At 54.9% G+C, this 21,015-nt stretch carries 19 protein-coding genes and 1 pseudogene; 8 read left to right on the top strand and 12 right to left on the bottom strand.

The features are described from left to right. Nucleotides 1-101 precede the first annotated feature (101 nt). Entirely contained in the window at nucleotides 102-851 is a 750-nt protein-coding gene (locus AC6I8V_RS26490) for an SDR family NAD(P)-dependent oxidoreductase (RefSeq protein ID WP_497847078.1), read from the bottom strand. A 182-nt stretch (nucleotides 852-1,033) separates the two neighbouring features. Here AC6I8V_RS26490 and AC6I8V_RS26485 point away from each other — a divergent pair, with 182 nt between their 5' ends. Beyond that, entirely contained in the window at nucleotides 1,034-1,939 is a 906-nt protein-coding gene (locus AC6I8V_RS26485) for a LysR family transcriptional regulator (protein ID WP_497847206.1), read from the top strand. A gap of 29 nt (nucleotides 1,940-1,968) precedes the next feature. On the opposite strand, the gene AC6I8V_RS26480 is transcribed toward AC6I8V_RS26485, so the two are convergent. Continuing rightward, entirely contained in the window at nucleotides 1,969-2,343 is a 375-nt protein-coding gene (locus tag AC6I8V_RS26480) for a nuclear transport factor 2-like protein (RefSeq protein WP_497847077.1), read from the bottom strand. A gap of 105 nt (nucleotides 2,344-2,448) precedes the next feature. Between AC6I8V_RS26480 and AC6I8V_RS26475 the strand changes: the two genes are divergently transcribed. The 3 genes from AC6I8V_RS26475 to AC6I8V_RS26465 all read left to right on the top strand — a co-directional run bounded on the left by AC6I8V_RS26475 (nucleotide 2,449) and on the right by AC6I8V_RS26465 (nucleotide 4,359). Continuing rightward, complete coding sequence (locus AC6I8V_RS26475) at nucleotides 2,449-3,366, top strand: LysR family transcriptional regulator (protein WP_497847076.1); 918 nt, start codon at nucleotides 2,449-2,451, stop codon at nucleotides 3,364-3,366. A 133-nt stretch (nucleotides 3,367-3,499) separates the two neighbouring features. Further along, a complete protein-coding gene (locus AC6I8V_RS26470; protein ID WP_497847075.1) occupies nucleotides 3,500-3,904 on the top strand; it encodes a nuclear transport factor 2 family protein in 405 nt (134 codons plus the stop codon). Nucleotides 3,905-3,966: 62 nt separating this feature from the next. Then, entirely contained in the window at nucleotides 3,967-4,359 is a 393-nt protein-coding gene (locus AC6I8V_RS26465) for a putative quinol monooxygenase (RefSeq protein WP_497847074.1), read from the top strand. A 138-nt stretch (nucleotides 4,360-4,497) separates the two neighbouring features. On the opposite strand, the gene AC6I8V_RS26460 is transcribed toward AC6I8V_RS26465, so the two are convergent. Both AC6I8V_RS26460 and AC6I8V_RS26455 read right to left on the bottom strand, forming a co-directional pair. Then, nucleotides 4,498-4,863 carry a DUF1330 domain-containing protein gene (locus AC6I8V_RS26460; protein WP_497847073.1) on the bottom strand — a complete coding sequence of 122 codons (366 nt, stop codon included), beginning with the start codon at nucleotides 4,861-4,863 and terminating at the stop codon, nucleotides 4,498-4,500. A gap of 41 nt (nucleotides 4,864-4,904) precedes the next feature. After that, nucleotides 4,905-5,629, bottom strand: a pseudogene (locus AC6I8V_RS26455) (helix-turn-helix transcriptional regulator). Between the two features lie 299 nt (nucleotides 5,630-5,928). On the opposite strand from AC6I8V_RS26455, the gene AC6I8V_RS26450 reads away from it, so the two are divergent. Next, nucleotides 5,929-8,730 (top strand): UvrD-helicase domain-containing protein, encoded by a 2,802-nt coding sequence (locus AC6I8V_RS26450; RefSeq protein ID WP_497847072.1) that lies wholly within the window; start codon nucleotides 5,929-5,931, stop codon nucleotides 8,728-8,730. 74 nt (nucleotides 8,731-8,804) lie between these two features. Here the strand turns inward: AC6I8V_RS26450 and AC6I8V_RS26445 are convergent, their stop codons facing one another. The 8 genes from AC6I8V_RS26445 to AC6I8V_RS26410 all read right to left on the bottom strand — a co-directional run bounded on the left by AC6I8V_RS26445 (nucleotide 8,805) and on the right by AC6I8V_RS26410 (nucleotide 15,902). After that, complete coding sequence (locus AC6I8V_RS26445; RefSeq protein WP_497847071.1) at nucleotides 8,805-9,710, bottom strand: fimbrial protein; 906 nt, start codon at nucleotides 9,708-9,710, stop codon at nucleotides 8,805-8,807. A gap of 17 nt (nucleotides 9,711-9,727) precedes the next feature. Beyond that, nucleotides 9,728-10,231 carry a type 1 fimbrial minor subunit FimG gene (gene fimG, locus AC6I8V_RS26440; RefSeq protein WP_497847070.1) on the bottom strand — a complete coding sequence of 168 codons (504 nt, stop codon included), beginning with the start codon at nucleotides 10,229-10,231 and terminating at the stop codon, nucleotides 9,728-9,730. A 12-nt stretch (nucleotides 10,232-10,243) separates the two neighbouring features. Next, on the bottom strand, nucleotides 10,244-10,774 hold the full coding sequence (fimF, locus tag AC6I8V_RS26435) for a type 1 fimbrial adaptor subunit FimF (RefSeq protein WP_497847205.1): 531 nt from the start codon (nucleotides 10,772-10,774) through the stop codon (nucleotides 10,244-10,246). Between the two features lie 10 nt (nucleotides 10,775-10,784). Further along, nucleotides 10,785-13,412 (bottom strand): fimbrial biogenesis usher protein, encoded by a 2,628-nt coding sequence (locus tag AC6I8V_RS26430; RefSeq protein ID WP_497847069.1) that lies wholly within the window; start codon nucleotides 13,410-13,412, stop codon nucleotides 10,785-10,787. A gap of 73 nt (nucleotides 13,413-13,485) precedes the next feature. Continuing rightward, nucleotides 13,486-14,190: a fimbria/pilus periplasmic chaperone gene (locus AC6I8V_RS26425; RefSeq protein WP_497847204.1), complete on the bottom strand. Its 705-nt coding sequence runs from the start codon at nucleotides 14,188-14,190 to the stop codon at nucleotides 13,486-13,488. Nucleotides 14,191-14,235: 45 nt separating this feature from the next. Next, entirely contained in the window at nucleotides 14,236-14,745 is a 510-nt protein-coding gene (locus tag AC6I8V_RS26420) for a fimbrial protein (RefSeq protein ID WP_497847068.1), read from the bottom strand. A gap of 72 nt (nucleotides 14,746-14,817) precedes the next feature. Then, the gene (gene fimA / locus AC6I8V_RS26415) at nucleotides 14,818-15,360 is read right to left on the bottom strand and encodes a type 1 fimbrial major subunit FimA (protein WP_497847067.1); all 543 of its coding nucleotides are present in this window, start codon (nucleotides 15,358-15,360) and stop codon (nucleotides 14,818-14,820) included. 41 nt (nucleotides 15,361-15,401) lie between these two features. After that, on the bottom strand, nucleotides 15,402-15,902 hold the full coding sequence (locus AC6I8V_RS26410) for a helix-turn-helix transcriptional regulator (RefSeq protein ID WP_497847066.1): 501 nt from the start codon (nucleotides 15,900-15,902) through the stop codon (nucleotides 15,402-15,404). A gap of 1,200 nt (nucleotides 15,903-17,102) precedes the next feature. Between AC6I8V_RS26410 and AC6I8V_RS26405 the strand changes: the two genes are divergently transcribed. The 3 genes from AC6I8V_RS26405 (at nucleotide 17,103) to AC6I8V_RS26395 (ending at nucleotide 21,007) form a co-directional block, all read left to right on the top strand. Then, entirely contained in the window at nucleotides 17,103-17,801 is a 699-nt protein-coding gene (locus tag AC6I8V_RS26405) for a DUF1120 domain-containing protein (protein WP_497847065.1), read from the top strand. Nucleotides 17,802-17,891: 90 nt separating this feature from the next. Continuing rightward, nucleotides 17,892-18,593, top strand: coding sequence for a fimbria/pilus chaperone family protein (locus AC6I8V_RS26400; RefSeq protein ID WP_497847203.1), 702 nt, complete (start codon nucleotides 17,892-17,894; stop codon nucleotides 18,591-18,593). A gap of 11 nt (nucleotides 18,594-18,604) precedes the next feature. Further along, nucleotides 18,605-21,007 (top strand): fimbria/pilus outer membrane usher protein, encoded by a 2,403-nt coding sequence (locus tag AC6I8V_RS26395; RefSeq protein WP_497847064.1) that lies wholly within the window; start codon nucleotides 18,605-18,607, stop codon nucleotides 21,005-21,007. Nucleotides 21,008-21,015: the final 8 nt, after the last annotated feature.

Below are 21,015 nucleotides of genomic sequence, written 5' to 3'. Positions count from 1 at the left end.
TAACACAGATATCGGTAATATTATTGCCGCAAGATTATGCCGCCGATGCGCTTGCAGGATAGCGTCGGGACAGTGACTGAAATTGATTAATGCCAGGTCAGTTAAATTTGCGCCAGACCGCCGTCCACATATATTTCAGCGGCGTTAATAAAGCTCGCATCATCCGACGCCAGGAAGGCCACGGTTTTGCCAATTTCCTCCGGTTCGCCGAGACGTCCCAACGGTACGCCCGCAGCCAGCGCGTCAAACAATCCCTGACGGTGCTCGTCCGGGACCAGCCCGCCAAGACCTGGCGTACGGATCGGCCCTGGGCTGACGACATTGACGCGGATACCGCGATCCTTCAGATCCAGCGCCCAGGAGCGGGCCAGGTTACGCACCGCGGCCTTACTTGCGCTGTATACGCTGAAGCTGGCAGTGCCTTTGGCCGCAGCGGTGGAGCCGGTCAGAATGATGGATGCGCCATTGGTCAGCAGCGGCAGTGCCTTCTGCACGGTGAACAGTACGCCCCGTACGTTTGTGCCGAAGATACGATCGAAGTGTTCTTCAGTGATGGCTCCCAGCGGCATCATGTCGCCGCCGCCGGCATTGGCGAAAAGGATATCCAGCTTGCCTGACTCGCTCGCGATGGTCGAAAACACCGTATCGAGGTCCGATAAAACAGAGGCATCGGCCCGAATGCCGGTGGCGGAGGGGCCGATTAAGGCCACTGCGGCATCAAGTTCTGTCTGGCGGCGGCCGGTGATATACACCTTCGCCCCCTGTGCCGCCAGTTCCTGGGCTGACGCGAGGCCAATCCCTGAACTGCCACCTGTGACTAACGCTACCTTATCCGAAAGTTTTTTACTCATGGTGCATTTCCTTAGTTAAAGTATGAATATGCTAATTGAGTCATCGACTTACAGCGGAAACCAGGCTGTTAAGACCGGTTAGCACTGTAACGTTATTAATCAGTGCAGAAAAACGCAGGAATTTGAAAAACACTCTTCACATGTGTGAATAATTGAAAATTGCTACCGGGAATACGCCGATTATGGACAGATTTTCAGCCCTTAAAGCCTTCACGCGGATTGTTGAAGCGGGCAGTTTTACCCGTGCCGCGGACTCGCTGAACATGCCCAATGCCACCCTCACGAAAACCATTCAGCAGCTTGAGTCCCATCTGGGCGTTTGCCTGCTACAGCGCACCACGCGGCGCATCACCGTGACGCCAGAAGGGCGGGAATACTATGAAAAAGCCCTGCGTATTCTTAAGGATCTTGACGAGATCGATGCATCATTTAAGGTTTCCCGGAATAAACCAAAAGGTCATCTGCGTATTGCGATAGGGGGATCAACCGCCCGTGACGTCCTGATACCGCTGCTGTCTGATTTTATGAGCGCCTACCCGGACATCCGCATTGACCTGGAAGTGGCGGATAAACCCTCAGACCTTATCAGCGGCAACATTGACTGCGCCGTCAGAGGAGGGCCGATGGAAGACTCGACACTGATCGCCCGTAAAATCGGTGAAGCGGCGATGATCACCTGCGCCACGCCCGGTTATCTTAAGCTCTACGGCATTCCCGCCTATCCCGAAGAGCTGAAAAACGGCCACCGGCTCATCAGCTACCTCTCGCCTGTCAGCGGTCGGGCGTTTCCGTTCCGGTTCGAACACAACGGCACCAATACGGAGATCAAGACCGAGCACCATCTCGGTGTAAATGAGAGCAACGCGCATATCGCGGCCGGTGAAGCTGGCCTGGGCATTGTGCAGACATTTACCTATTCCCTGAGAAAGGAGCTGGCAACCGGGACGCTGGTGGAAATACTCGGCAAATGGCGCCCGGCGTCTTATCCCTTTCACATTGTTTATGCGCAGAACCGCCATGTCCCGCCCCGGCTGCGCGTCTTTATTGAATGGCTCGTCGGGGCATTTCCGGCAGCCGTGCAGGAGTAGCGGGCAGACTCACCCGCCAGCCGCTTGCATCATTTACTGAGAAAAACCCGGGCGCTCGACAGCTTACCGTCACTGAGCGTAAAGACATCTTCTCCGCGCACCAGATACGGATTCTCCTGCGGGCCATAGCCCCAGGTGACACGGGCAATGCCGTGATTCCACTCTACCGGTGCCGGCGTGAAGATAAAGCCGGGATGCAGTGACTGAACTTTATTGATGGCGGAATTGACGCCCGCCACACCGGCTGACAGACCGTCGTAATCGGCGACAAAAAAGTCGGGCGTATAGACCGCGGCGAAACCCGTTGTCCGTTCAGCCGCATCGGTATTGTTCCAGATGGCAAAATGACGATCGATAAGCTGTTGCAGACCCGCCGGGGCGACCTGGGTAGTGGTGATGTTCATTGTTATGCTCTCCGTGTTGGGGTTGTTGTGGCGATGAGAGAAGCATATCGACGCCCGCGCATTTTCAAAATAGAATGATTTGAAACTCATCATTGCAGAATTGAAATGACAAAATTCCCCGATTTTGAAGGACTCGCGATGTTTGCGAAGGTGGCAGAGGAAGGTTCTTTTGCCGCCGCAGCCAGGGTGATGGGCGTATCCGTCCCGACCGTGTCGCGCGCCGTGGCGCGGCTTGAGGAGCGCCTGGGCGGCAGGCTGTTCAACCGCACCTCCCGCCAGCTTGCCCTGACGGAGTTTGGTCAGAGCATGGCCGCAAAGGCCTCGGAAATGTACCGCCAGGCCGAAGAAGTTGAAAGCGAGGCTCATGAGCTTGCCGTGCAGCCGCGCGGCCAGGTGCGCTTAGCGGTCCCCATGTCATTTGGGTTGCGCTGGGTGGCGCCCCTGCTGCCTGAACTTATCCGTCAGTTCCCGGAACTCAGTGTGGATCTGCATCTGTCAGATGCGTCAGTTGACCTGATAGCGGAAGGCTTTGATGCCGCATTACGTATTGCGTCTCTGCCGGATTCCTCGCTGGTGGCGCGCAGGCTGTGCGCGGTAACGCAATATCTGGTGGCCGCGCCGTCTTATCTCGCTGAGCACGGTGTGCCGCAACATCCGCGCGAGTTGTCTGCCCGGCAGTGCTTTAGCTATGCCTATCGGGCGCGAAGCCAGGTATGGCGGTTTACCCACAGTGCCGGCGGCCAGGAAGATATCGTGCCGAACGGTCCGCTGCGGGTCACAAACTCCGATGCGCTGTTGCCCCCTCTGCTGGCGGGGCTGGGGATTGCTGAACTGCCGGAGTTTATTGCCGCAGAGTATCTGAAAGATGGGCGCCTTGTGCATCTGCTCGATGAGTGGTCAATGACGCAGGGCGGCCTGTACTTTGTTACCCCCACCTCGCGCAGTCGTCCGTTAAAGGTGAAGGTATTATCCGATTTCTTTGCGAAGCATCTCAGTGAGCCTGAATGGCGCTGGCCAGCCTGACATATCCCTCATCATTTCATTAGTGAAATGATGAGTTTCATTCTTTGCTGTTTTGATTGTTCCTGACTTTCTTTATTGTTGTTTCACGCCGCCGACAGGGGCCAGCACCGACAACGACAGGAGCACTCTTACCATGAAAACAGCCGTGCAGTTACTTCAGAACTACCTCGACAGCATCCAGAATCCGAAGGCCGCCGCGTCTCTTTTTGCCGCAGACGGCGTGCTGGAATTGCCCTATCTGCAAACGCTGGGTCTGCCACATCGCGTACAGGGACCGGCTGAAATCGAGGCCTTTATCGCCGGATTGTTGACCAAGGTGCCGGATTTTCGCTTCCGCAATATCCAGTTTTTTATCGATACCCCAACCCAGGCTTTCGGCGAATACAGCGTCGAAGCGGGCATAACCGGTACGGATCGGGTGTATAAGCAGACCTATGCCGGACGGCTGGTGGCGGAAGAGGGAAAAATAAAACTGCTGCGGGAATCACTGGATACGCTGGCCGCGTGGCGCGCGTTTAATGGCGATCAGCCAGCCTGATCCCAGGACGATAAAGCCTTTCAACCTTGACTGACATTAACAGCAGATATCTGGAGAAAAAAATGACGCTGAATACAACTGATGCCCGCATCTCCTCTGCGGGCGATCACGACAAAACCCAAAGCACCGCTATCATCGTCAGCGCTTACTATCGCGTGCATCCGGACGATCGCCAGACGTTTATCGATGCCGTAAAACCTGAGATGCAGGCCGCGCAAAAACTACCCGGCTGCGTTTTTTATGCCTTTTCTCAGGACCTGGTTAACCCGGACGCCTTCCATCTGTCCGAAGGCTGGGCGGACATCGACGCTTATGAGCGTCATGAGCACTCAGACACATTTTTAAAAGCGCTGGCGACCGTAGTTCAACAGGTGCACATCCTCAATCGTGAGGGCATCCGTTATGACGTGGCCAAACAGCATATTGATGACCCGCGCGGCAAGGTTTTATCCTGAGAGTAGGGGGCGATCGGCAGATTAGTTGGCTGTTAAAACGATCATATCGGACGAATAGCATAACGACCATTAAGGTCGTTAAGCCTGACCCACGCTTAGCGTAGCCACTTCCCCGGCACGGCATTCCGCGTCCTCGTGTTACCTCAGATCGTCGATCGGCTTCAGCGGTTGCAGCACGATATCAGCAATTGCCGATTCTCCGACTTTAAAGGCAACCTGATATTCCGCATCGCCCACCAGGCTCCTGAACGCGGATCGGCGTGGATATTGAACCAGTACCACGGCATCCCATTGCTGCCCGGTGGTGAGCACCGGCAGCCCATCACCGCCGAACAGGATTTTCGCACCAACCCGGTCCAGAATCGGCTTAGCCATTTGCAAATACTGGAGATATCTTTCCCGGCCACCGTCAGGTTCAAAGCGGAGAAGATTTAACATTACAACGCCGGCATCGTTTTCTTCGCTAAGGAAGGCCTCGACGGCGGCCGGTGACAATGAAATCATTTTTCTTTCCTCTAACATGGCGCCCGGAGTGAGTGCCCGGGTCAAGGGTAACCTGTCGCTGTGTCAGAAACTGGCAGCAGCGAACGCCAGTCTCTATCCTGCAACTGCCAGCGGGTAATGATCGACTGGCGTCGCCCAGGGTAGCACTCGTCCGAAATTGCTTTCACCTGCACACGATCGACACGGAAATGACGGAAGGCCGATCGGTGTTCGCACCAGGCCGCCAGTACACTCACATCGTCGAAATAGACGATGACGAGAGGCCAGATCGTGCGATCAGATAACGAGCCGTGTGCGTCTTCATAGCTGATCGTAACTTTGCGTTGCCGACGGATAGCATCCCGCAACAAAGCGGCCTGTGGAGGGGCCAGCGGCGCAGACGTTGAGGCCGCAGTGACGAGAGCGGGTGGCTCATGACTCATCGCAGTTCCGTTGCTTATGGCGGCAAAGATTTTTGCCAAAGCGCTATCACTGCTTTTTGCCAGAGCGGGATCAGCCCGCTGCCGCACCCAATTCAGCCCCAGGACTAGCGCGTCCAGTTCGTCCTGTGAAAACGCGAATTCGGGAAGAAAAAACCTTCTCTCAGGCAATAGCCAATCCCCGCTTGCCCCTCAAGTGGCGCCCCCAGCGCACGCAGGGTGTCAATGTCCCTTTATACGCTTCGCTGCGAGATGCCCAGCTCACGCGCCAGCTGGAGAGCCGTGGCAGGGGTTCTGCGCACGCGCAGGATACTGATGAGTTCAAACAGACGGCTGGTCCTCGACATATAGTGAATTTTCCCCGATGAAGATGACGAACTAAGGTGCAGAAATCCCGGCGTTGCTTACATCGAACTGATACCTGCCAGTATTCAGCCCCCCACGCGCCTGTTTATGGGCGATGCCAGATGATCCTATGAATAACATCCTGATGATTTAAGTAGAAATTACAATTGTAATGTCAGATTATTCCGTAACACGGAACGCATCGCGTTCATCAGCTGATATCAATTCAGTACATCACTGAAGTGTTCGGGAGTTGCTCTGCACAGGGACGGCCGACATTCAGGGGGAGGTCGAAATAGCAGTGAAAGAGTATGGTCCGTCATTCCTGGGACGACATCTGACGGGTTCATTTAACTGGCACCTGCACCTTAATGATTTCGAGCTGGTACTGACCACCAAAGACCGCACCTGTCGGGTTCGGATCGACGATAAGCGGTCTTATCACATCCAGTCCGGCCTGTTCTGGACAGATATCACCTTCTACCCCGGACAGGACCAGAAGGTAAAAATCGATGGTCTGCCCAACACACACGCCGCGGCCCTGACACAGGTTCTGGATGCTGCACTGGTGGAAAAACGCCTCAACGATGACGTGACGTTTCTTCGCAACGTGCAGCTGACACTGAATCCATGGCTGGAGCATAAAAGCCTCCAGGAGCAAACCTGCATTCAGCAGCGGCGCTGGTTCACCCATGAAATGCAGGCGGGCGTCATGGCACAGCGCCCGCCACTGGATATCGATGCGATTCGGACGTGCCTGAACAAACCCGGCGTGAAAGCACGTCTGAAGTTAATGGCCTTTGTACTGGAACACTCCCTCTCCGAATGGGAAAAAGACCACGCTCCCGCGTGGGCGGCATTGAATGTCTCTCATACTGAGCGGGAACTGCTGGCCTGCAAGGATCTGTTCGACCGGGTCGAGAAAAATCCCCTGACCGAGGAGCAGGCCAGGGCCGTGATTTGCTTCGACAACCGCGTGCAGGTGGTGGCGGCGGCTGGCTCTGGCAAGACGTCAACCATGGTCGCTAAAGCGGCTTACGCCATACATCGCGGCTTCGTCTCTCCCAAACGCATCGTTATGCTGGCCTTCAACAAGCAGGCGGCAACCGAACTGAGTGAGCGCGCAGAGAAATCTTTCGCACGGCTGGGAATGCAGGGCGTGCAGGTGACAGCCTCCACCTTTCACGCATTGGGACTGAGTATCATTGGCAAGGCTACCGGCAACAAACCGGATATCCCGGACTGGGCCACCGATGCCGCGCGCGGTTTTCACAAACTGACTGACCTCATCGATCAGCTGAAGGATCGCTCTCCCGCTTTTCGCGAGACATGGGATCTCTTCCGGTTTGTTTACAGCAAAGATCTGCCCGCTTATGGCAGCCTGGGGGCGATGGATGCCTGGGATAGCCAGGGAAACGCCCGGTTGCGCACGGCAAATGGCGAAACGGTCAAGAGCCAGGAAGAGGCCATGCTTGCAAACTGGCTGTTCTATAACGGCGTTGAATACCGCTACGAAGATCGCTACCGGTATCAGACATCCGACGAAGACTATCGTCAGTACCGGCCGGATTTCTACTACCCTGAGCTGGATCTCTACCACGAACATTTTGCGCTCGACGCGCAGGGTATCCCGCCAGCTCATTTCGAGGGTTATCTGGACGGCGTCCACTGGAAGCGACAGCTGCATCGTGACAAAGGGACGTCATTGTTTGAAACCACATCGCATGGTTTACGAAACGGCAATGATTTCAGGCGGCTGGAGAACGAACTGACCGCTCGCGGCGCAGTGATGGACCCAAACCCGGACCGGGAGATCCCGGCGGATGGACAAAAACCCATGGAGTCACCGGAGCTGGCAGGACTGGTGCGGACCTTTATCAGTCACGCGAAAAGTAACTGTTTAACGGTTGCCGCGCTACATCAGCGGCTGGCTGAGATGCCTGAGTCCATCTTCAAATTGCGCTACCGTATGTTCCTCGACATTGCATCGCCTATCCTGGAAGCCTGGGATGCCGCCTTACGCGCCGAGGGTGGGATTGATTTTGAGGACATGCTCAATCTTGCCGCGGGTTATCTTGAGAGTGGCCGTTATGAGGCGCCGTATGAACTGGTGATGGCCGACGAGTTTCAGGATGCGTCCCAGGCCCGCGCCCGGTTGTGCCGGGCACTGGTGCGGCAGCCGAATCGATTCCTGTTCGCCGTCGGTGATGACTGGCAATCAATTAACCGCTTTGCGGGTGCGGACGTGTCGGTGATGACTGGCTTTACACAATGGTTTGGTCACGGCCAGTTGCTAAAACTGGAGCAAACGTTCCGCTGCCCGCAGGCGTTATGCGATATATCCAGTGCGTTTATATCCAAAAACCCGGCGCAGATTACCAAATCGGTTCGCTCAGTAACCCCATCCCAGGGCCAGGTACTTCAGACGTTCCAGGTGGACAATAAAGAGAAGCTGGCCGATGCGATCGATCAGTTTGTCATGAACCTGGCCGAAGGTGTCTGCAATGGCAGCATTGCGCCCGGACGTGACGGCAAAGTATCGGTTTTCGTGCTGGGGCGCTACAACGCCGATCGCCAGTACGTCCCGGAGAGGAAGCATAGATTCGAACGCTGGGTGAATGTGTCGTTTTTAACCATACACCGGTCAAAAGGGGCAGAGGCAGACTACGTCATTCTGCCGGAAATGCTCAGCGTCCATCGCGGACGTAGCTTCCCTAATACCCGCACCGACGATCCCGTTCTGGCTCTGGCGATGCCCCATGGGGACAAATTTCCGCTGGGAGAAGAGCGACGCCTGTTCTACGTGGCGCTGACCCGCGCCCGGCGCAGCGTGGCGATGTTCACGGTCCGTGGGAAATATTCCAGTTTCCTGAGTGAGCTGGAAAAAGAGGGAAGCCTGGTGATTACGGATACTGACGGAAAAACCATTGAGGAAGAGAGCTGCCCGGCCTGTAAACAAGGTGTGCTGGTATTACGCACCGGGCCGTACGGGGAATTCCGCGCCTGCTCCAATTATCCCGTCTGTGAATTCAAACCCGCAAAGCGAAGCCAGTCGCGGGCATTATCCGCAACGGCGTTCTCGTTTCGCAATAACCGGCATTAAAACCGCAGACGAACCTGCGTGACCGGCCTGGTGTTTCTCCAGGCCGTCTTTATCCGTGGGTACGTATGGCGCCATTACTCGTAAACAAAGGTCACGCCGATAATCGACTGCACATTGCCTGCCGTAACCTGGCCACCCGTGTGAATATAGTTGGCGGTTAAGCCCAGACTCACCGCGGAAGGACCGACGTTGCCTAAGGATACCGTGGTATTGGCGGGAACGATGTTGCCGTTACGGGCCAGCACAACACCAATCCCCTGAGCCGGGGAAGCCGATGCCGTATTGGTAAAAATCGTTTTGTCCGCGTTCACTGTCGTTCCGGACAGGTAGTAACCCAGCCTCTGACTTTGCGCGCAGTACACCGACAGCGGGATAGCCGTTGAGGCAGGGTACTCAGGCAGCGTCACCGTCACATTGCGGGCAGAAACATCACAACCGCCGGTCGGAATCACAACATTGTTGTTGGCATAAATGTTCCATACGAACTGGAAGTTATCGTTATTTATATTGTTGGTCTGGCGCAGAATAAGCGATGCGATGAGGGATCCGGCGGTAATTGCTACACCACCCGCGGTGCTGACCGGCGTCAGATAGAGCAGGGTAGGCCAGGGCCGATCCGCGCTTGAGTCATAAATCATCCGTGCCGTTTCGCTGGTGGTCGGAAACGGGTAGGTTGAACCGTTGAACCTGACGGTACCGGAAAAGCTCGACAACACGCCGCCGTAAGCCGCGCCACGCTGTAATGTAACGTAGTCAGTTATGGTGGCCGGGTAGTCATTATGACAAAAAATCTGTGTGGAGAGGTCTACCACCAGGTTCTGCCCGACACTGACGGCAGGATCCAGGTTTACATATACGTTAGCCGTTCCGCCACCTATAGGGATGGTGGCACCGCTGGCGGTTCTACAGGCAAAAGACCAGGCGTTGAACGACCAGCCCATCAACATCAGTGTGGTCAGCAGGGTAATTATCTTTTTCATTTCCATATTCTCCTGATTCAGGCCCAGGTGTAGGTGACGCTAATCACCGCCTGAATTGTCCCCTGAGTGGCGCCGCCGGCGACCGTCAGCGCTCTGACCTGTAACGGCAGGCGAGCTGACTGAGTTGCATCATCAACCGGCACCGATTTTGTCGCGCCGGTGTTCAGCGTCGTACCGCCATCATCCTGTAGCTCCAGCTGGATATTTCCTGCGGTGCCCTGATTTTTGTAGTAACCGGTGTTGTCTGCCGGGCCACTGAAACTGGCAATGACGCGGGAAGTGCCTGTCGGACAGTTGCTCAGTTCGAGTACCACCGGGTGCCATGCCGAGCCAGAACCGGCAGCAACCAGGCTAAAAGTGTAGAGATCGCCAAGATTGACGGTGGTGTTAACGGTGGAAACCGTGCAGGGCTTGGCGACCACTTTGCCGTTAACGGTAAGGGTGACGTCGGCAGCCAGCAGCCCCTGGGAAGAGGTTGCCAGTGCAAGGGTAAGCAGCCACCTGGCGTGGATCCATTTCATCAGTGACTCCGGTTACTGAAATTCGAGAGTGAATGTTGCTGTGGCTGTAATGCGTCCGGCGGCAACCGGTACCTGCGTAGCCATCAGCCGGGCATAAAAATTCAGCGTATTGGTCTGGCCGGGGGTTAACGGCGTCCAGGGGATCGTTGCAGAGGCGGCGTTGAGCGGCAGTAGCGTCTGCTGCGCGCCCAGGATCTGCACGCCCATTCCCGTTGCCGCTGAAATACCGTCATCGAGTTTTAACAGACTGTTGTTGCGGGTATCGGCCACGCCCGTAAAGCCCACTTTGACTGCCGTGGCCGCCTGGCCGCAGGGCGTGAGCACGATACGAAAAGGCACCGCAGGGGTGGTTGCGCCGATGGCGTGGAATTGCTTCACAGCGTTATTCATCAAATCAACGGTAAAGTCTTTTGATTCACCCGCGACAGCGCAGGCGTTATCACGTACGTAGCCGCTAATGGTCAGAGTAGTGTCCGCCGCCGTGGCGCTGGCTGCGGCCAGCATCAGTCCGGCGCTGAACAGATAGCGTGATTTTCTCTTCATCATGGTTTCCTTAGCGGCACTCGGCCAACAACTGGCTCAGCACCGGGTGCTGGCTTTCTGATGGCAGGCGATAGTGAGCCTCGCAGCTTGCCTCCGGACCCTCTCCCCACCTGGCCCGCACTTTGCCAGCCAGCGGCATCCCCGTCAGATAGACCTGACCGTTATCAGCTACGATGCTGCCCCCCTGGCTACTGTCCGACGTAACCCGCGCGCCAAAGGGAACGGGCTTCCCGTTCTTCATCAGCGATATCAAAAGCTTTGTCCCTACGCGGGCTTTGAATTCAGCACGGGCGACGGCGCCGTGAGTCGGGACTACGCTTGCCACCGCATCGTCCAGTTCGAGGTTGTCAGCAAGGCTGTTGGTATTCAGTGCAACCCGGTTTTCCCGATACTCGCTGGCGTAGGGCAGAACGGCGTAGCCACGCCAGTCAGTTTTTATCCCGGTCTGGTTTTCCACCTTCACATTGTCAGCCCCCTGAGCCTTGATCAGCACCACCGTGTCATTCATCGGCTGACTAAGGGTGATGCCGTCGGCGTGGGCCAGTACGCCGCCGCTCAGTCCATAGTAAAACTGCTTAATGCCGTTGCTGCGGCTGTAACCCACATTGGCATTGCCGTAGCTATCACGGTAATTCAGGGCGGCATAGCCGGTGCCACCACTGGCGCCTTCGCCGCCACCGGCATAGCCGGTCTGCACGCTGTAGCTCAGGTTATTGTCACCCAGCAGCGTGCCGTAGAGGCCTGCCAGACTGGTCGTCCGGCCATTGAGATCGTTCGATATGCTGGCGCTGGCGTTAGCGTGTCGCCAGACCGACTGGCTGTCGGAGCGCATCCAGTGGCTGAAGGGAATATTGACGTTGATCGCCATCATCTGATCGCGCCCCTGCTGCCAGGCGTTTTGGGTCAGGCTATAGCTGAGCGTCCAGTTAATATCGTCGAGGGTGGCGTTCAGCCCGGCCTGTAGCTGTTTATCGGCTTTAGCGCTGTCCCAGTAAGTCTGATGGCTGCCACTCAGATAGACGGTGGCCGCAGGTCCCAGTTGCTGGCTGACGCTGGCCTGCACCTTACCGCGCTTGTTGTAAGCGAGGTTGTAGTAGTCAGTGAATTTAGGTTTCAGCTCAATCAGACCGTCCTCAGTCGCGACGTTATAACCCTTCATCCGGTTGTAAGTGGTATCGGCGAAGCTGAAATAGCCGCGTGTGGAGTAGCGATAGCCCACCAGCTGAATATGGGTGCCGGTTTCGTTAAGCGACTTGTTGTAGAGGAAACGCGCCGACTGCCCCTGATGAGTGCTGTCATCCGCCAGGGTGGCCACGGCCTGCGTCACATCCAGCGACAGAGCGCCCAGCTCACCCATATTTTTTCCAACCCCAAGGTTAAAGGCGTTGTAGCGATCTGCCAGCTGAGTACCGCCGAAAAGCGTCCATCCTGCGGGAAGGCCCTGCAACAGGGTGCCCTGAAAGAATGTCGGTTTTCCCTGCTGATTGTTGCCGCTCCGGTACTCCCCGGCAGCAATAGCGTAACGGGCGTGGCCTTCGCGTTGCAGCACCGGTACGGACGAGTAGGGGACGCTATAGACCTGGCTGCTGCCGTCGGCCTCTTTGATGGTCACCAGCAGATCGCCACTGTTACCTGCCGCGTAGAGATCGTTGATGATAAAAGGGCCGGGCGGGACCGTACTGTGGTAAATCTCATAGCCGTTCTGTTTGACTGAAACCTGGGCTGTACCACGGGCAATGCCGTGGATCACCGGGGCAAAGCCTTTCTGGCTGTCCGGCAGCATATTGTCGTCGGAAGCTAATTGCACCCCACGAAAGTTAATGCCGTCAAAGACATCGCCGCTGGTGTAGCTGTCGCCAAGGGTCAGGCGCGCACGTAAGTGCGTTATGTCCCGTTCAAGCCAGCTATTGACGTGCTGCCATTTGTTTTCACTGCCCGCAGATCTGCCGCTGCTGTTGTAGCTCCAGGTGCTGTTGTCGCGCAGACGCCATGCACCAAGATTCAACCCGCTTTGCAGGTTCAGGTAGGCATAGTTGCTGCTGCCACCGATGTCGTTCTGGACATTGCTGCCGGTGAAGTTGTAGTTCAGCAAGCCAGCGTTAATCCCGCTGTCCCAGCGTTCAGGCGGGATATAGCCGCGCGCGTGGTTGCCCATCAACGCCTGCGGAATCGTCAGATAGAGCCGCTGCTGGCCGACATCGAAGTTAGCGGTGGCGTCTTTAATCATCTCGGTTAGCGGTACGCAGGCATCTGTTTTCAGCGACGCAATGCCGCTAATGGCAGCGCCAGTTACGCCCAGGCTGGCAAGCTGTCCCGGTGTCAGACAGGGGGACAGCGTGCGGCCATTTTTACCCGCATTAAAGGTGATGTCGCGTGTCGTCATATACCCGTCATTCAGATAGATATCCACGCGATAGGTGCCGGGAGGCAGTTCCTGACCCTTTTCAAAGCTGGAGAGATCCGCCACCACGGCGGGATCGTCCGCCAGAAAGCGCGGGTTAAAATAGAGATCCGCCCTGGCATAAAAGACCGGTGAGGCAAATAAAAGTACAAAAGGGATCTGTGCGATGACACTGGCAAAGCGTAGGCAGATGGGTCGGGAGCACAAACGATCGCGTCCATATTTTAGATATGACATAGTCCCTCCGGAGCAAAATCACCCGGCTGTCAGTTCTTTTTTATTTCAGGGGAGAACGTTGCTCCCCTGCCAGTTACTTGATTACGGCTTTCATCCGCGGGGTCAGCGCGCCATAGTCATTAATCGTCCGGTAGGTGATGTCATTCCCCGCATCGGGGGGTAATTTGACGGTGGCTTCCCCCAGCGGCGGGACGAGGGTATTTTCAAGCACCCGTGTCCCCACGTTGAGTTCAGTGACGGTCAGGAAGTAAGGCGTGGGATTGATCAGCATGAGCGCACCGGAACGGCGCAGAAATGTCAGCTTTTCCGCCGCCTGATCCGGCGGCAGCGCCAGTTTTGCCGGGCGATAATACAGCTTGATGCGGCTGATAATCGCTAATTGCAGGGTGTTGTCGTTAAGTTTTGATGTGTCCATCGACGGGATGGCTTTGACATTCATCCACAACAGGGTCTCACGGTCCTGTGGCAAGGTGTTGTTGGTCGCATCGAGGATACGCAGGGTGTTCTCTTTTTTCCCCTGCATGGCGAACAGCGGCGGGGTGATAATAAAACGTCCTTCTTTTGCGCCATTGGCATTTTCCACCCATGACTGGATCAGATAGGTGCTCTCTTCGTCATTGTTGCTGACCGCCAGCTGTACCTGCTTCTGACCGGCAGGATAAATAACGCGAGTGGCGCCCAGCGCCACGCCCGCTTCGGAGCTGGCGGTAAATCCGCTCATCGCTATCAGTAAAAGTCCCGTCATTAAGCCGCGCATTGTTCCCTGTGTATTTTTCATCATTACCTCTTTGGACTGAGCCTTATATCCTGCTGCCGATCATCATTACTGGTAGGTCAGGCAGAACCAGGCCTGCGCACTGGCAGCGCCTCCGCTGATCTGCTTCCCGGTGGAGCGATATTGAGCGACGAAATGCAGGGTACTCAGGCCGGTGTAAAGCTGAGTCCATGATCCCCGCGGCGCATGCAATGCGATCCGATTACCCATCTGGTTAAACAGCGCAACACCAATGCCGGTGGCGATCCCCGGGCCTGCGCCGACCGAAAGAACGTCAGGATTTTTACTGTCGGCCACGCCGTGCAACGTCACACCAACACGCTGACTGACGCTGGTGCTGCACCCCCGCAGATGAACAGCGAAGGGAACGGGATGGGTATCCTCTCCGGCTGAATTAAACCTATTGGCGCTGATTGGCCCCATATTGACCGCCATCTGTTGGTCGCCAGCTTCCGCATAGCAGGACCCGGCGATGATTACCCCCTGGAAATGCATATTCCCGCCGAACGCCAGCGAAGGGAGTAAAAGCATCAACAGTCCTGACTTCATCCATAGCATCGTTATCGCCCTGGGCTTATTTCAGAAAGCGGGCCATCCTGGCCCTGAGAACGTCCCTGCCAGATGGAAAAATTATTCGTACTGCACTTTAAAGGTCGCGCTGGCGTTAGCAGTACCTGCCGTAGCCGCACCGGTTGCGAAGTAGCGAGCCTGGAACGGGAGGATGTTAGTGCCATCGTTAAGGGTGATAGCCGAACCGAAGGTGCCGCCATTCAGCGCTAACGGCGTGCCTTTGCTGTCGAGGATCTGTACGCCAACGTGAGTTGCACCGCCTGCGGCTGAATTCTGCAGAGCCAGGACCGTGCCGTTAGCGCTATCAACTGAGGTACCGGTGAACGCGACGGATGCTTTGGCGGCAACGCTGCTGTCACAATCACCCAGCTGAATGTTGAAGCCAACCGAGGAGCTGGTATCGCCCGCTTTAGCAAGTTTTGCTGAACGCACCTGGCCTAACTGAACGGTTTGATCGAGAGAACCGGCATCTACGGCACAAGCGGCATTAACGACTTCCCCTTTAAAATGCACCGTCCCGCCGTTGACGGTAGTGGTTTCAGCCAGAGCGGCAGCCGAGTTCAGGGACAGTGCTGAAATGACAATGAGAGCTAACTTGTTCATAATAAATTTCCTATTTATTAAATATGTGATAAATCGATGCTTTAATTAAAAAAGCATTTGTTGTTGAAGAAAATCTCATGAAACACAATTCTATTTCTACAGCCCAACTTATTCATCAGGTTACGTCGGTGGGTATAAATAGTCTTAAGTGTCACGCCCAGTTCTTCCGCAATTTTTTTATTGCTCTTACCTTTGCTAAACATCCTTAACATCTGTTTCTCACGCAAACTTAGATGGAATTTAGTGTGATAATTCCCTGGCACCTCTCTTTTCAAAAAGAAATCCAAAATGTTTTTTACGCTACTTCTTTTATCTATCACAGCCATCTTTCCAAACAACTCTGACTTATAAAAAGCAAAGTCACTGGATGCGAATGCCACGATCTTCTTTTTCGAATAATTGCACCACTCCGCCCCTGACAGGTCATTAAAATCCAAATCTACAATTAAAAACAAATCATCAATAAACGTCTCCCCAAGTAGTTCAGTAACCCCAAGGGTAAAATAATTATCTTTAGATAAAACATTGGTTGACAGATTCATATCTGAAAGAAATCTCATTCATGGACTGATTTACAAACCCACGTTAATAAACCGCTCGGTGAATTGAGATTAATTTACCATTGCATTTAACAATGAAATACGCGGCGCGCACTCAACGGGATACAAAGCCATAACATTTGCGATAATCAGATTTATAATCTCAAATAATGATAATAAACTGGGTTTTAATTTCACAAAATTGACATTTATCAGATTTAAATGAAGATAAGATGATAGGAGGTGGTTATCATTTAAATGAAAACAATAGGCACAATCTTTATATTGGATTTTTCTTAGGGAATATCCTTACCATAATATTCTCTGCGTTTTATTTTCAATGGCGATCAATATAGTCACCGCTGGTTTTGTGTTTTAAATACCTACAGCAAGACGCTAATGCGAGACCTTTTTAGATGCTACGCAGGCTGGGGCAGGGGAAACTATCGATGCCGGTTGATATGCCAGCTTCCAGCAGGCCACTAACTGATGACAAACTGGTATTCTTTGTGCAGTACGCCAGATCGCTATCTCAGCACCCAGGTAAAATCAGCGCAGCGCGGTTTTTGAAAAATCGTGCTCTCCTCAGTACTCTGCTCAATACTTTTCATCCGTCCATCTTAATGACCAATATCGCCGATAAAGTAGCCGGGAAGCCTGACGTATATAACTCAGGCTCGTATCTGTAACCCTTACCAAAACAGCGGGCTACAAGGCTGGGCGCCCGCCCTGGAAAATTATTCGGGAAATGGCGCAAGGTTATTATCATGTGTCTGAATTGTGTTTTAAGGAACAATAAATCATCAGTTACCCTATGATTTTTAAGGGTATATTTCACATCATTCATCATCTGCCAGATACCCGGAGAAGCGGAAGCCATAAACACCCCAGGTGACATGAAGTAGCTTAATTGATCAAAAAAACGTATCAATTATTGATTCAAATCACTTTAATAGCGCTCCGTTAAGGGAGTGGTGGTTTATTCATATGTCAGCCACACCTGACAGGAATGTTTTTCGACATAACTGCCATTATGCAAGCGGTACCCCATCAACCTTAAATAGCGTTCAGGCAAAGAAGATTAATGTCTAAATGCATGTTCACTCTGGTTGAGCGTGGCCATTTTTAACCCAAAAAAAAATACTGCTTAAACACGCATTGCAATTAACTATTTACGTTAAAAAACAGAGAAGTTTTTACATTATGAAATCGCTTAAAAGAATTAAGACACTGGCTCTGATTGCCTTTATATCCACACCTGCACTTGCTGAAAATATCGACGTCAGGGTCACCGGCACCCTTACTCCAAATGCCTGCACGCCGACCCTGTCTGGCGGTGGGATATTTGACTACGGAAAAATTCCGGCCAGCAGCCTTTCTCAGGACGATTACACGTATCTGGATGAGAAGACGCTCGACTTTGCCATTAGTTGCATCGCTCCAACCAAGCTAGCAGTCACGTTAACGAATGGACGCTCTGGTTCTGAGGCGACAGATATAGGGGAGGGTTACGTGCTGCCATCCGGATTTGCTTTCGGACCTGTAGAATTTATCAAGTATGGACCAATAGTAGCTGGCCTGGGTAAAGCGGGTAACGCTAATATTGGCGGTTACGCGCTGGCATTCCAAAACCACGAGGTGTATGCCGACGGAAAACAATTATCCTTAATGGAGGATTCAATGAATGGTCAGGGCTGGAAGGGCTTATTTCCCTGGTTAATGATGGATTATCCCAATAAAATTTCATGGTATGACAAAAGTGAAGGTGTTACACCGATCGCCATCACCAACCTGAGCGCTAAGCTGGCAACCCAAGCCTATATCAATAAGGCCTCTGAACTCGACCTGACGCAGCCGATCCTTCTTGATGGCCTGTCTACCTTCGAGCTTATTTACCTGTAATCCCCTCTGTATTGGCTAATGCCTGGACGGACGTGGCCAGGCATTTTTCGCGGAGCTATCTCCGCCTGTTATCACCGGAGAATTATTATGATGAACTTTATTCCCTTTATTCGGAAGGCATCGCTGTGCGTGTTATTTGCTACCAGCGCCGCCTGTGCCACCGGCATTGTTCCTGAAACTTCCGTCGTCATCGTCGAAGAAGCCGATGGTGAGGGCGTCATTAACCTGAAAAACACCGATAACTTTCCGGTGTTGTTGCTCACCTCGCTGCGGAACCTGAAAGGTGACACCGATAACCTGCTCACTGTCACACCGCCCGCTGCGCGCGTGGAGCCAGGCAAGACGCAGAGCGTACGTTTCCTCCTCACGGATAAGACGCCGCTGAAAACCGAACACCTCAAGCGTGTGGTATTTGAGGGCGTACCGCCTCAGAAGAAAGATGACAACGAAGTGCGCATGACCATTCGGCAGAATCTGCCGGTCATCATCCGCCCCGCAGGCCTTGCCCGTGAGGCGGCCCCCTGGAAGCTACTGATCTGGAGCCGGAAGAATGATGCACTGACAGTAACCAATCCGTCGCCCTACGTAGTTCGGTTGTCCCAGAAAATCAGCACCGTACCCAACAGCGGTGAATGGGCACTGCCGGAGGCGTATGTACTACCCGGCCAGACCATCACACTGGAGCAGAGAAGCGGCAAATCCAGCAGCGGGTTGCGGGAGGTCACGCTCTATCCCGCCACCACCTGGGGCTTCAGCGTTGCCAGCTATACCGCACCAGTACTGGCTCAATGAGGGCAGCGCGCATGAGACCAGCGTTCGGAAAGCCAGGGTATTCCCTGCGTCGGCTGGCAGGCGCATTGCTGCCTGCCGGTCTGCTTCTGACCCAGTCACACCCGGTGGGCGCGGCGGCTGACGACGTCCAGTTCGATCTGCAGGTACTACAGTCGCGGGGCGTCGACGAGAAAGTGGCCTCAGCCTTTAGCCAGGCTCCACGCTTCCTGGCGGGCACGACCAACGTATTGCTGAAGGTTAACGGCCATGACCGCGGCCGTGTACGCGCCACTTTTAATGAAGCGGGAGAGGTTTGTGTCAATGATGACCTTATCCGCCAGGCGGGACTGAAGCGCCCGCATGACATACGTGATGATGGCCGGTGTGCAACCCCTGCCTCCTTCTGGCCACAGGCGGAGATAACCGCCGATCCGGGTGAAAACCGCCTTAGCCTCGTCGTGCCGGAGCAGTTTTTAGCGGTGGACGATCCCGCTAACCGAAACTGGTCGCACGGTGGAACGGCGGCCGTGGTGAATTATGACACGCAGTACATGAATTCTGTCGGTCGCGGAATGAAAACGGATTTCATGCAGATCAACACAGAGGCTGGATTTAACGTCTCGGACTGGGTGGTCCGCAGCCGCCAGCAGATGTCCCGCATGAACGGTGAGGATCGTTTCAACAACCAGGCCGCCTGGGCGCAGCGGACCTGGACTTCGGTACGCAAGATCATGCAGGCCGGCCAGATAAACATGAATAACGCAGGCCAGGTGCTGGGGGTACAGCTCGTGCCTGAGGCGGCACTGATGGCGCAGAATGACGGGCCAGCGCTGGTTGAGGGGATCGCTGAAACCCAGTCGGTGGTGGAGGTGCGTCAGGCAGGGGTGTTGTTATACAGCACGACGGTACCCGCCGGACCGTTTAGCCTGCGTGGATTTCGCTTACTGAACACCCGCACCGACTTACAGGTAAAGGTGACCGAAAGCAGCGGTGGTGTCCGGGAGTTCACCGTACCGGCTTCGGCGTTCCTGCATAGCGGCCTCACGCCGTCAGGGCTGTCATTCGGCATCGGCCGACCGGACCATTCGGGCGTCGACAGTAAACCGCTGCTGGCCTCTGTAGCAGGAGGCGTACCGCTGGGACAGAGTTCGCTGCTCAACGGCTCTCTGCTGGCATCCCGCTCATACGCCCAGACAGGTTTTGATCTCAGCACCCAGGCGTTCCGTCCCTGGATGCTGACGATGCAGGGCACCTTCAGCCGTGATTCATCGCACGGTGTACAGGGGATGCAGACAGGCGCAGATATCAGCTGGGCGCCGATTGAACGTCTGACGCTCGGGGCTAACGCACGCGTCCAGAGCACAGGTTACCGCGAACTGTACGACGCACTGCAAAAGAAACCCCGGGAGACGGCAGGCATGAACCATACGCAGACCGGGCTGTCCGCCGGCTGGGATGCACGGAGTATGGGCAATTTGTCGCTGTCGGTGGGGCGTAGCAACAACTACGGCGGCCAACAGGTCGATTACGTGCGCGGCTCCTGGTCGAAAACCTTTGGCAGAGCGCTGGTCTCGACACTCCTGGCCCGCAGCGCCCGTCAGGACGGCAGCGGCGCGGAAAATCTGGCCTATATGACGGTGAGTCTGCCACTCGGCAGCGGACGACTGAACAGCTACCTCAACGAAGGTAATGGTCAGACGCGCACCGGCCTGCGCTGGAGTGACCGGTTCAGCCAGGATCGCGGCTATAGCCTGTCAATGGAGCGCGACATGCGCGGCCGCCAGAGCAGCGGAACGGCTACCGGCGATATGGTAACGCCCGTCAGTCAGCTCTCCGGTAGCGTGAGCGCTGGCAACCACATCACCACCTGGATGGCGCGGGCCAGCGGCGCGGTTGTGGCACATGCCGGTGGAGTCACGTCTTCGCCTTATCAGGTCGGTGATACGTTCGGTATCGCCAGGGTAGGCACTGAGCGGGGCGTTCGCATCGATACACCATCCGGCCCAGCCTGGACCGATGCTAAAGGATATGCGGTCGTCCCTGGCCTGCGAGGATATCGCAAATCAGTGGTGCAGGTGGATACGCGCAGCCTGGAGAAAAACGTCGATATTGCCAACGCCTGGCAAGAGACGGAGGTCGCCCGTGGGTCGGTGACACAGATGGATTTTGACGTGATGCGCACACGCCGCATTCTGGCCAATATCCGCAACGCGAGCGGCACGCCTATCCCCCACGGGGCCAGTGTATTTGATGTAGCCGGCAGCTTTATCACGATGTCGGGTCAGCAGGGGAGCGTGTTTATTCCAGACATGCAGCAACCTGCCCGTTACGACGTGCAGGTGTCGGGGAAAACGCTGTGCAGCTTTAGCCTGACGTTACCAACACATCCGCCACAAAACGAATTATATGAAACCGCGGACGCCGTCTGCATCTGACAGGAAAG

This window comes from Pantoea sp. X-Soil-TKNS-1207 (genome assembly GCF_059730485.1).
This window is presented reverse-complemented; position numbering and strand designations above follow the sequence as displayed.

What these genes read in the sequence shown, in the direction of transcription:
- AC6I8V_RS26490 (WP_497847078.1), bottom strand. Translation starts at nt 851, where the DNA reads ATGAGTAAAAAACTTTCGGATAAGGTAGCGTTAGTCACAGGTGGCAGT.
- AC6I8V_RS26485 (WP_497847206.1), top strand. Translation starts at nt 1,034, where the DNA reads ATGGACAGATTTTCAGCCCTTAAAGCCTTCACGCGGATTGTTGAAGCG.
- AC6I8V_RS26480 (WP_497847077.1), bottom strand. Translation starts at nt 2,343, where the DNA reads ATGAACATCACCACTACCCAGGTCGCCCCGGCGGGTCTGCAACAGCTT.
- AC6I8V_RS26475 (WP_497847076.1), top strand. Translation starts at nt 2,449, where the DNA reads ATGACAAAATTCCCCGATTTTGAAGGACTCGCGATGTTTGCGAAGGTG.
- AC6I8V_RS26470 (WP_497847075.1), top strand. Translation starts at nt 3,500, where the DNA reads ATGAAAACAGCCGTGCAGTTACTTCAGAACTACCTCGACAGCATCCAG.
- AC6I8V_RS26465 (WP_497847074.1), top strand. Translation starts at nt 3,967, where the DNA reads ATGACGCTGAATACAACTGATGCCCGCATCTCCTCTGCGGGCGATCAC.
- AC6I8V_RS26460 (WP_497847073.1), bottom strand. Translation starts at nt 4,863, where the DNA reads ATGATTTCATTGTCACCGGCCGCCGTCGAGGCCTTCCTTAGCGAAGAA.
- AC6I8V_RS26445 (WP_497847071.1), bottom strand. Translation starts at nt 9,710, where the DNA reads ATGAAAAAGATAATTACCCTGCTGACCACACTGATGTTGATGGGCTGG.
- fimG (WP_497847070.1), bottom strand. Translation starts at nt 10,231, where the DNA reads ATGAAATGGATCCACGCCAGGTGGCTGCTTACCCTTGCACTGGCAACC.
- fimF (WP_497847205.1), bottom strand. Translation starts at nt 10,774, where the DNA reads ATGAAGAGAAAATCACGCTATCTGTTCAGCGCCGGACTGATGCTGGCC.
- AC6I8V_RS26430 (WP_497847069.1), bottom strand. Translation starts at nt 13,412, where the DNA reads ATGTCATATCTAAAATATGGACGCGATCGTTTGTGCTCCCGACCCATC.
- AC6I8V_RS26425 (WP_497847204.1), bottom strand. Translation starts at nt 14,190, where the DNA reads ATGAAAAATACACAGGGAACAATGCGCGGCTTAATGACGGGACTTTTA.
- AC6I8V_RS26420 (WP_497847068.1), bottom strand. Translation starts at nt 14,745, where the DNA reads ATGCTATGGATGAAGTCAGGACTGTTGATGCTTTTACTCCCTTCGCTG.
- fimA (WP_497847067.1), bottom strand. Translation starts at nt 15,360, where the DNA reads ATGAACAAGTTAGCTCTCATTGTCATTTCAGCACTGTCCCTGAACTCG.
- AC6I8V_RS26410 (WP_497847066.1), bottom strand. Translation starts at nt 15,902, where the DNA reads ATGAATCTGTCAACCAATGTTTTATCTAAAGATAATTATTTTACCCTT.
- AC6I8V_RS26405 (WP_497847065.1), top strand. Translation starts at nt 17,103, where the DNA reads ATGAAATCGCTTAAAAGAATTAAGACACTGGCTCTGATTGCCTTTATA.
- AC6I8V_RS26400 (WP_497847203.1), top strand. Translation starts at nt 17,892, where the DNA reads ATGAACTTTATTCCCTTTATTCGGAAGGCATCGCTGTGCGTGTTATTT.
- AC6I8V_RS26395 (WP_497847064.1), top strand. Translation starts at nt 18,605, where the DNA reads ATGAGACCAGCGTTCGGAAAGCCAGGGTATTCCCTGCGTCGGCTGGCA.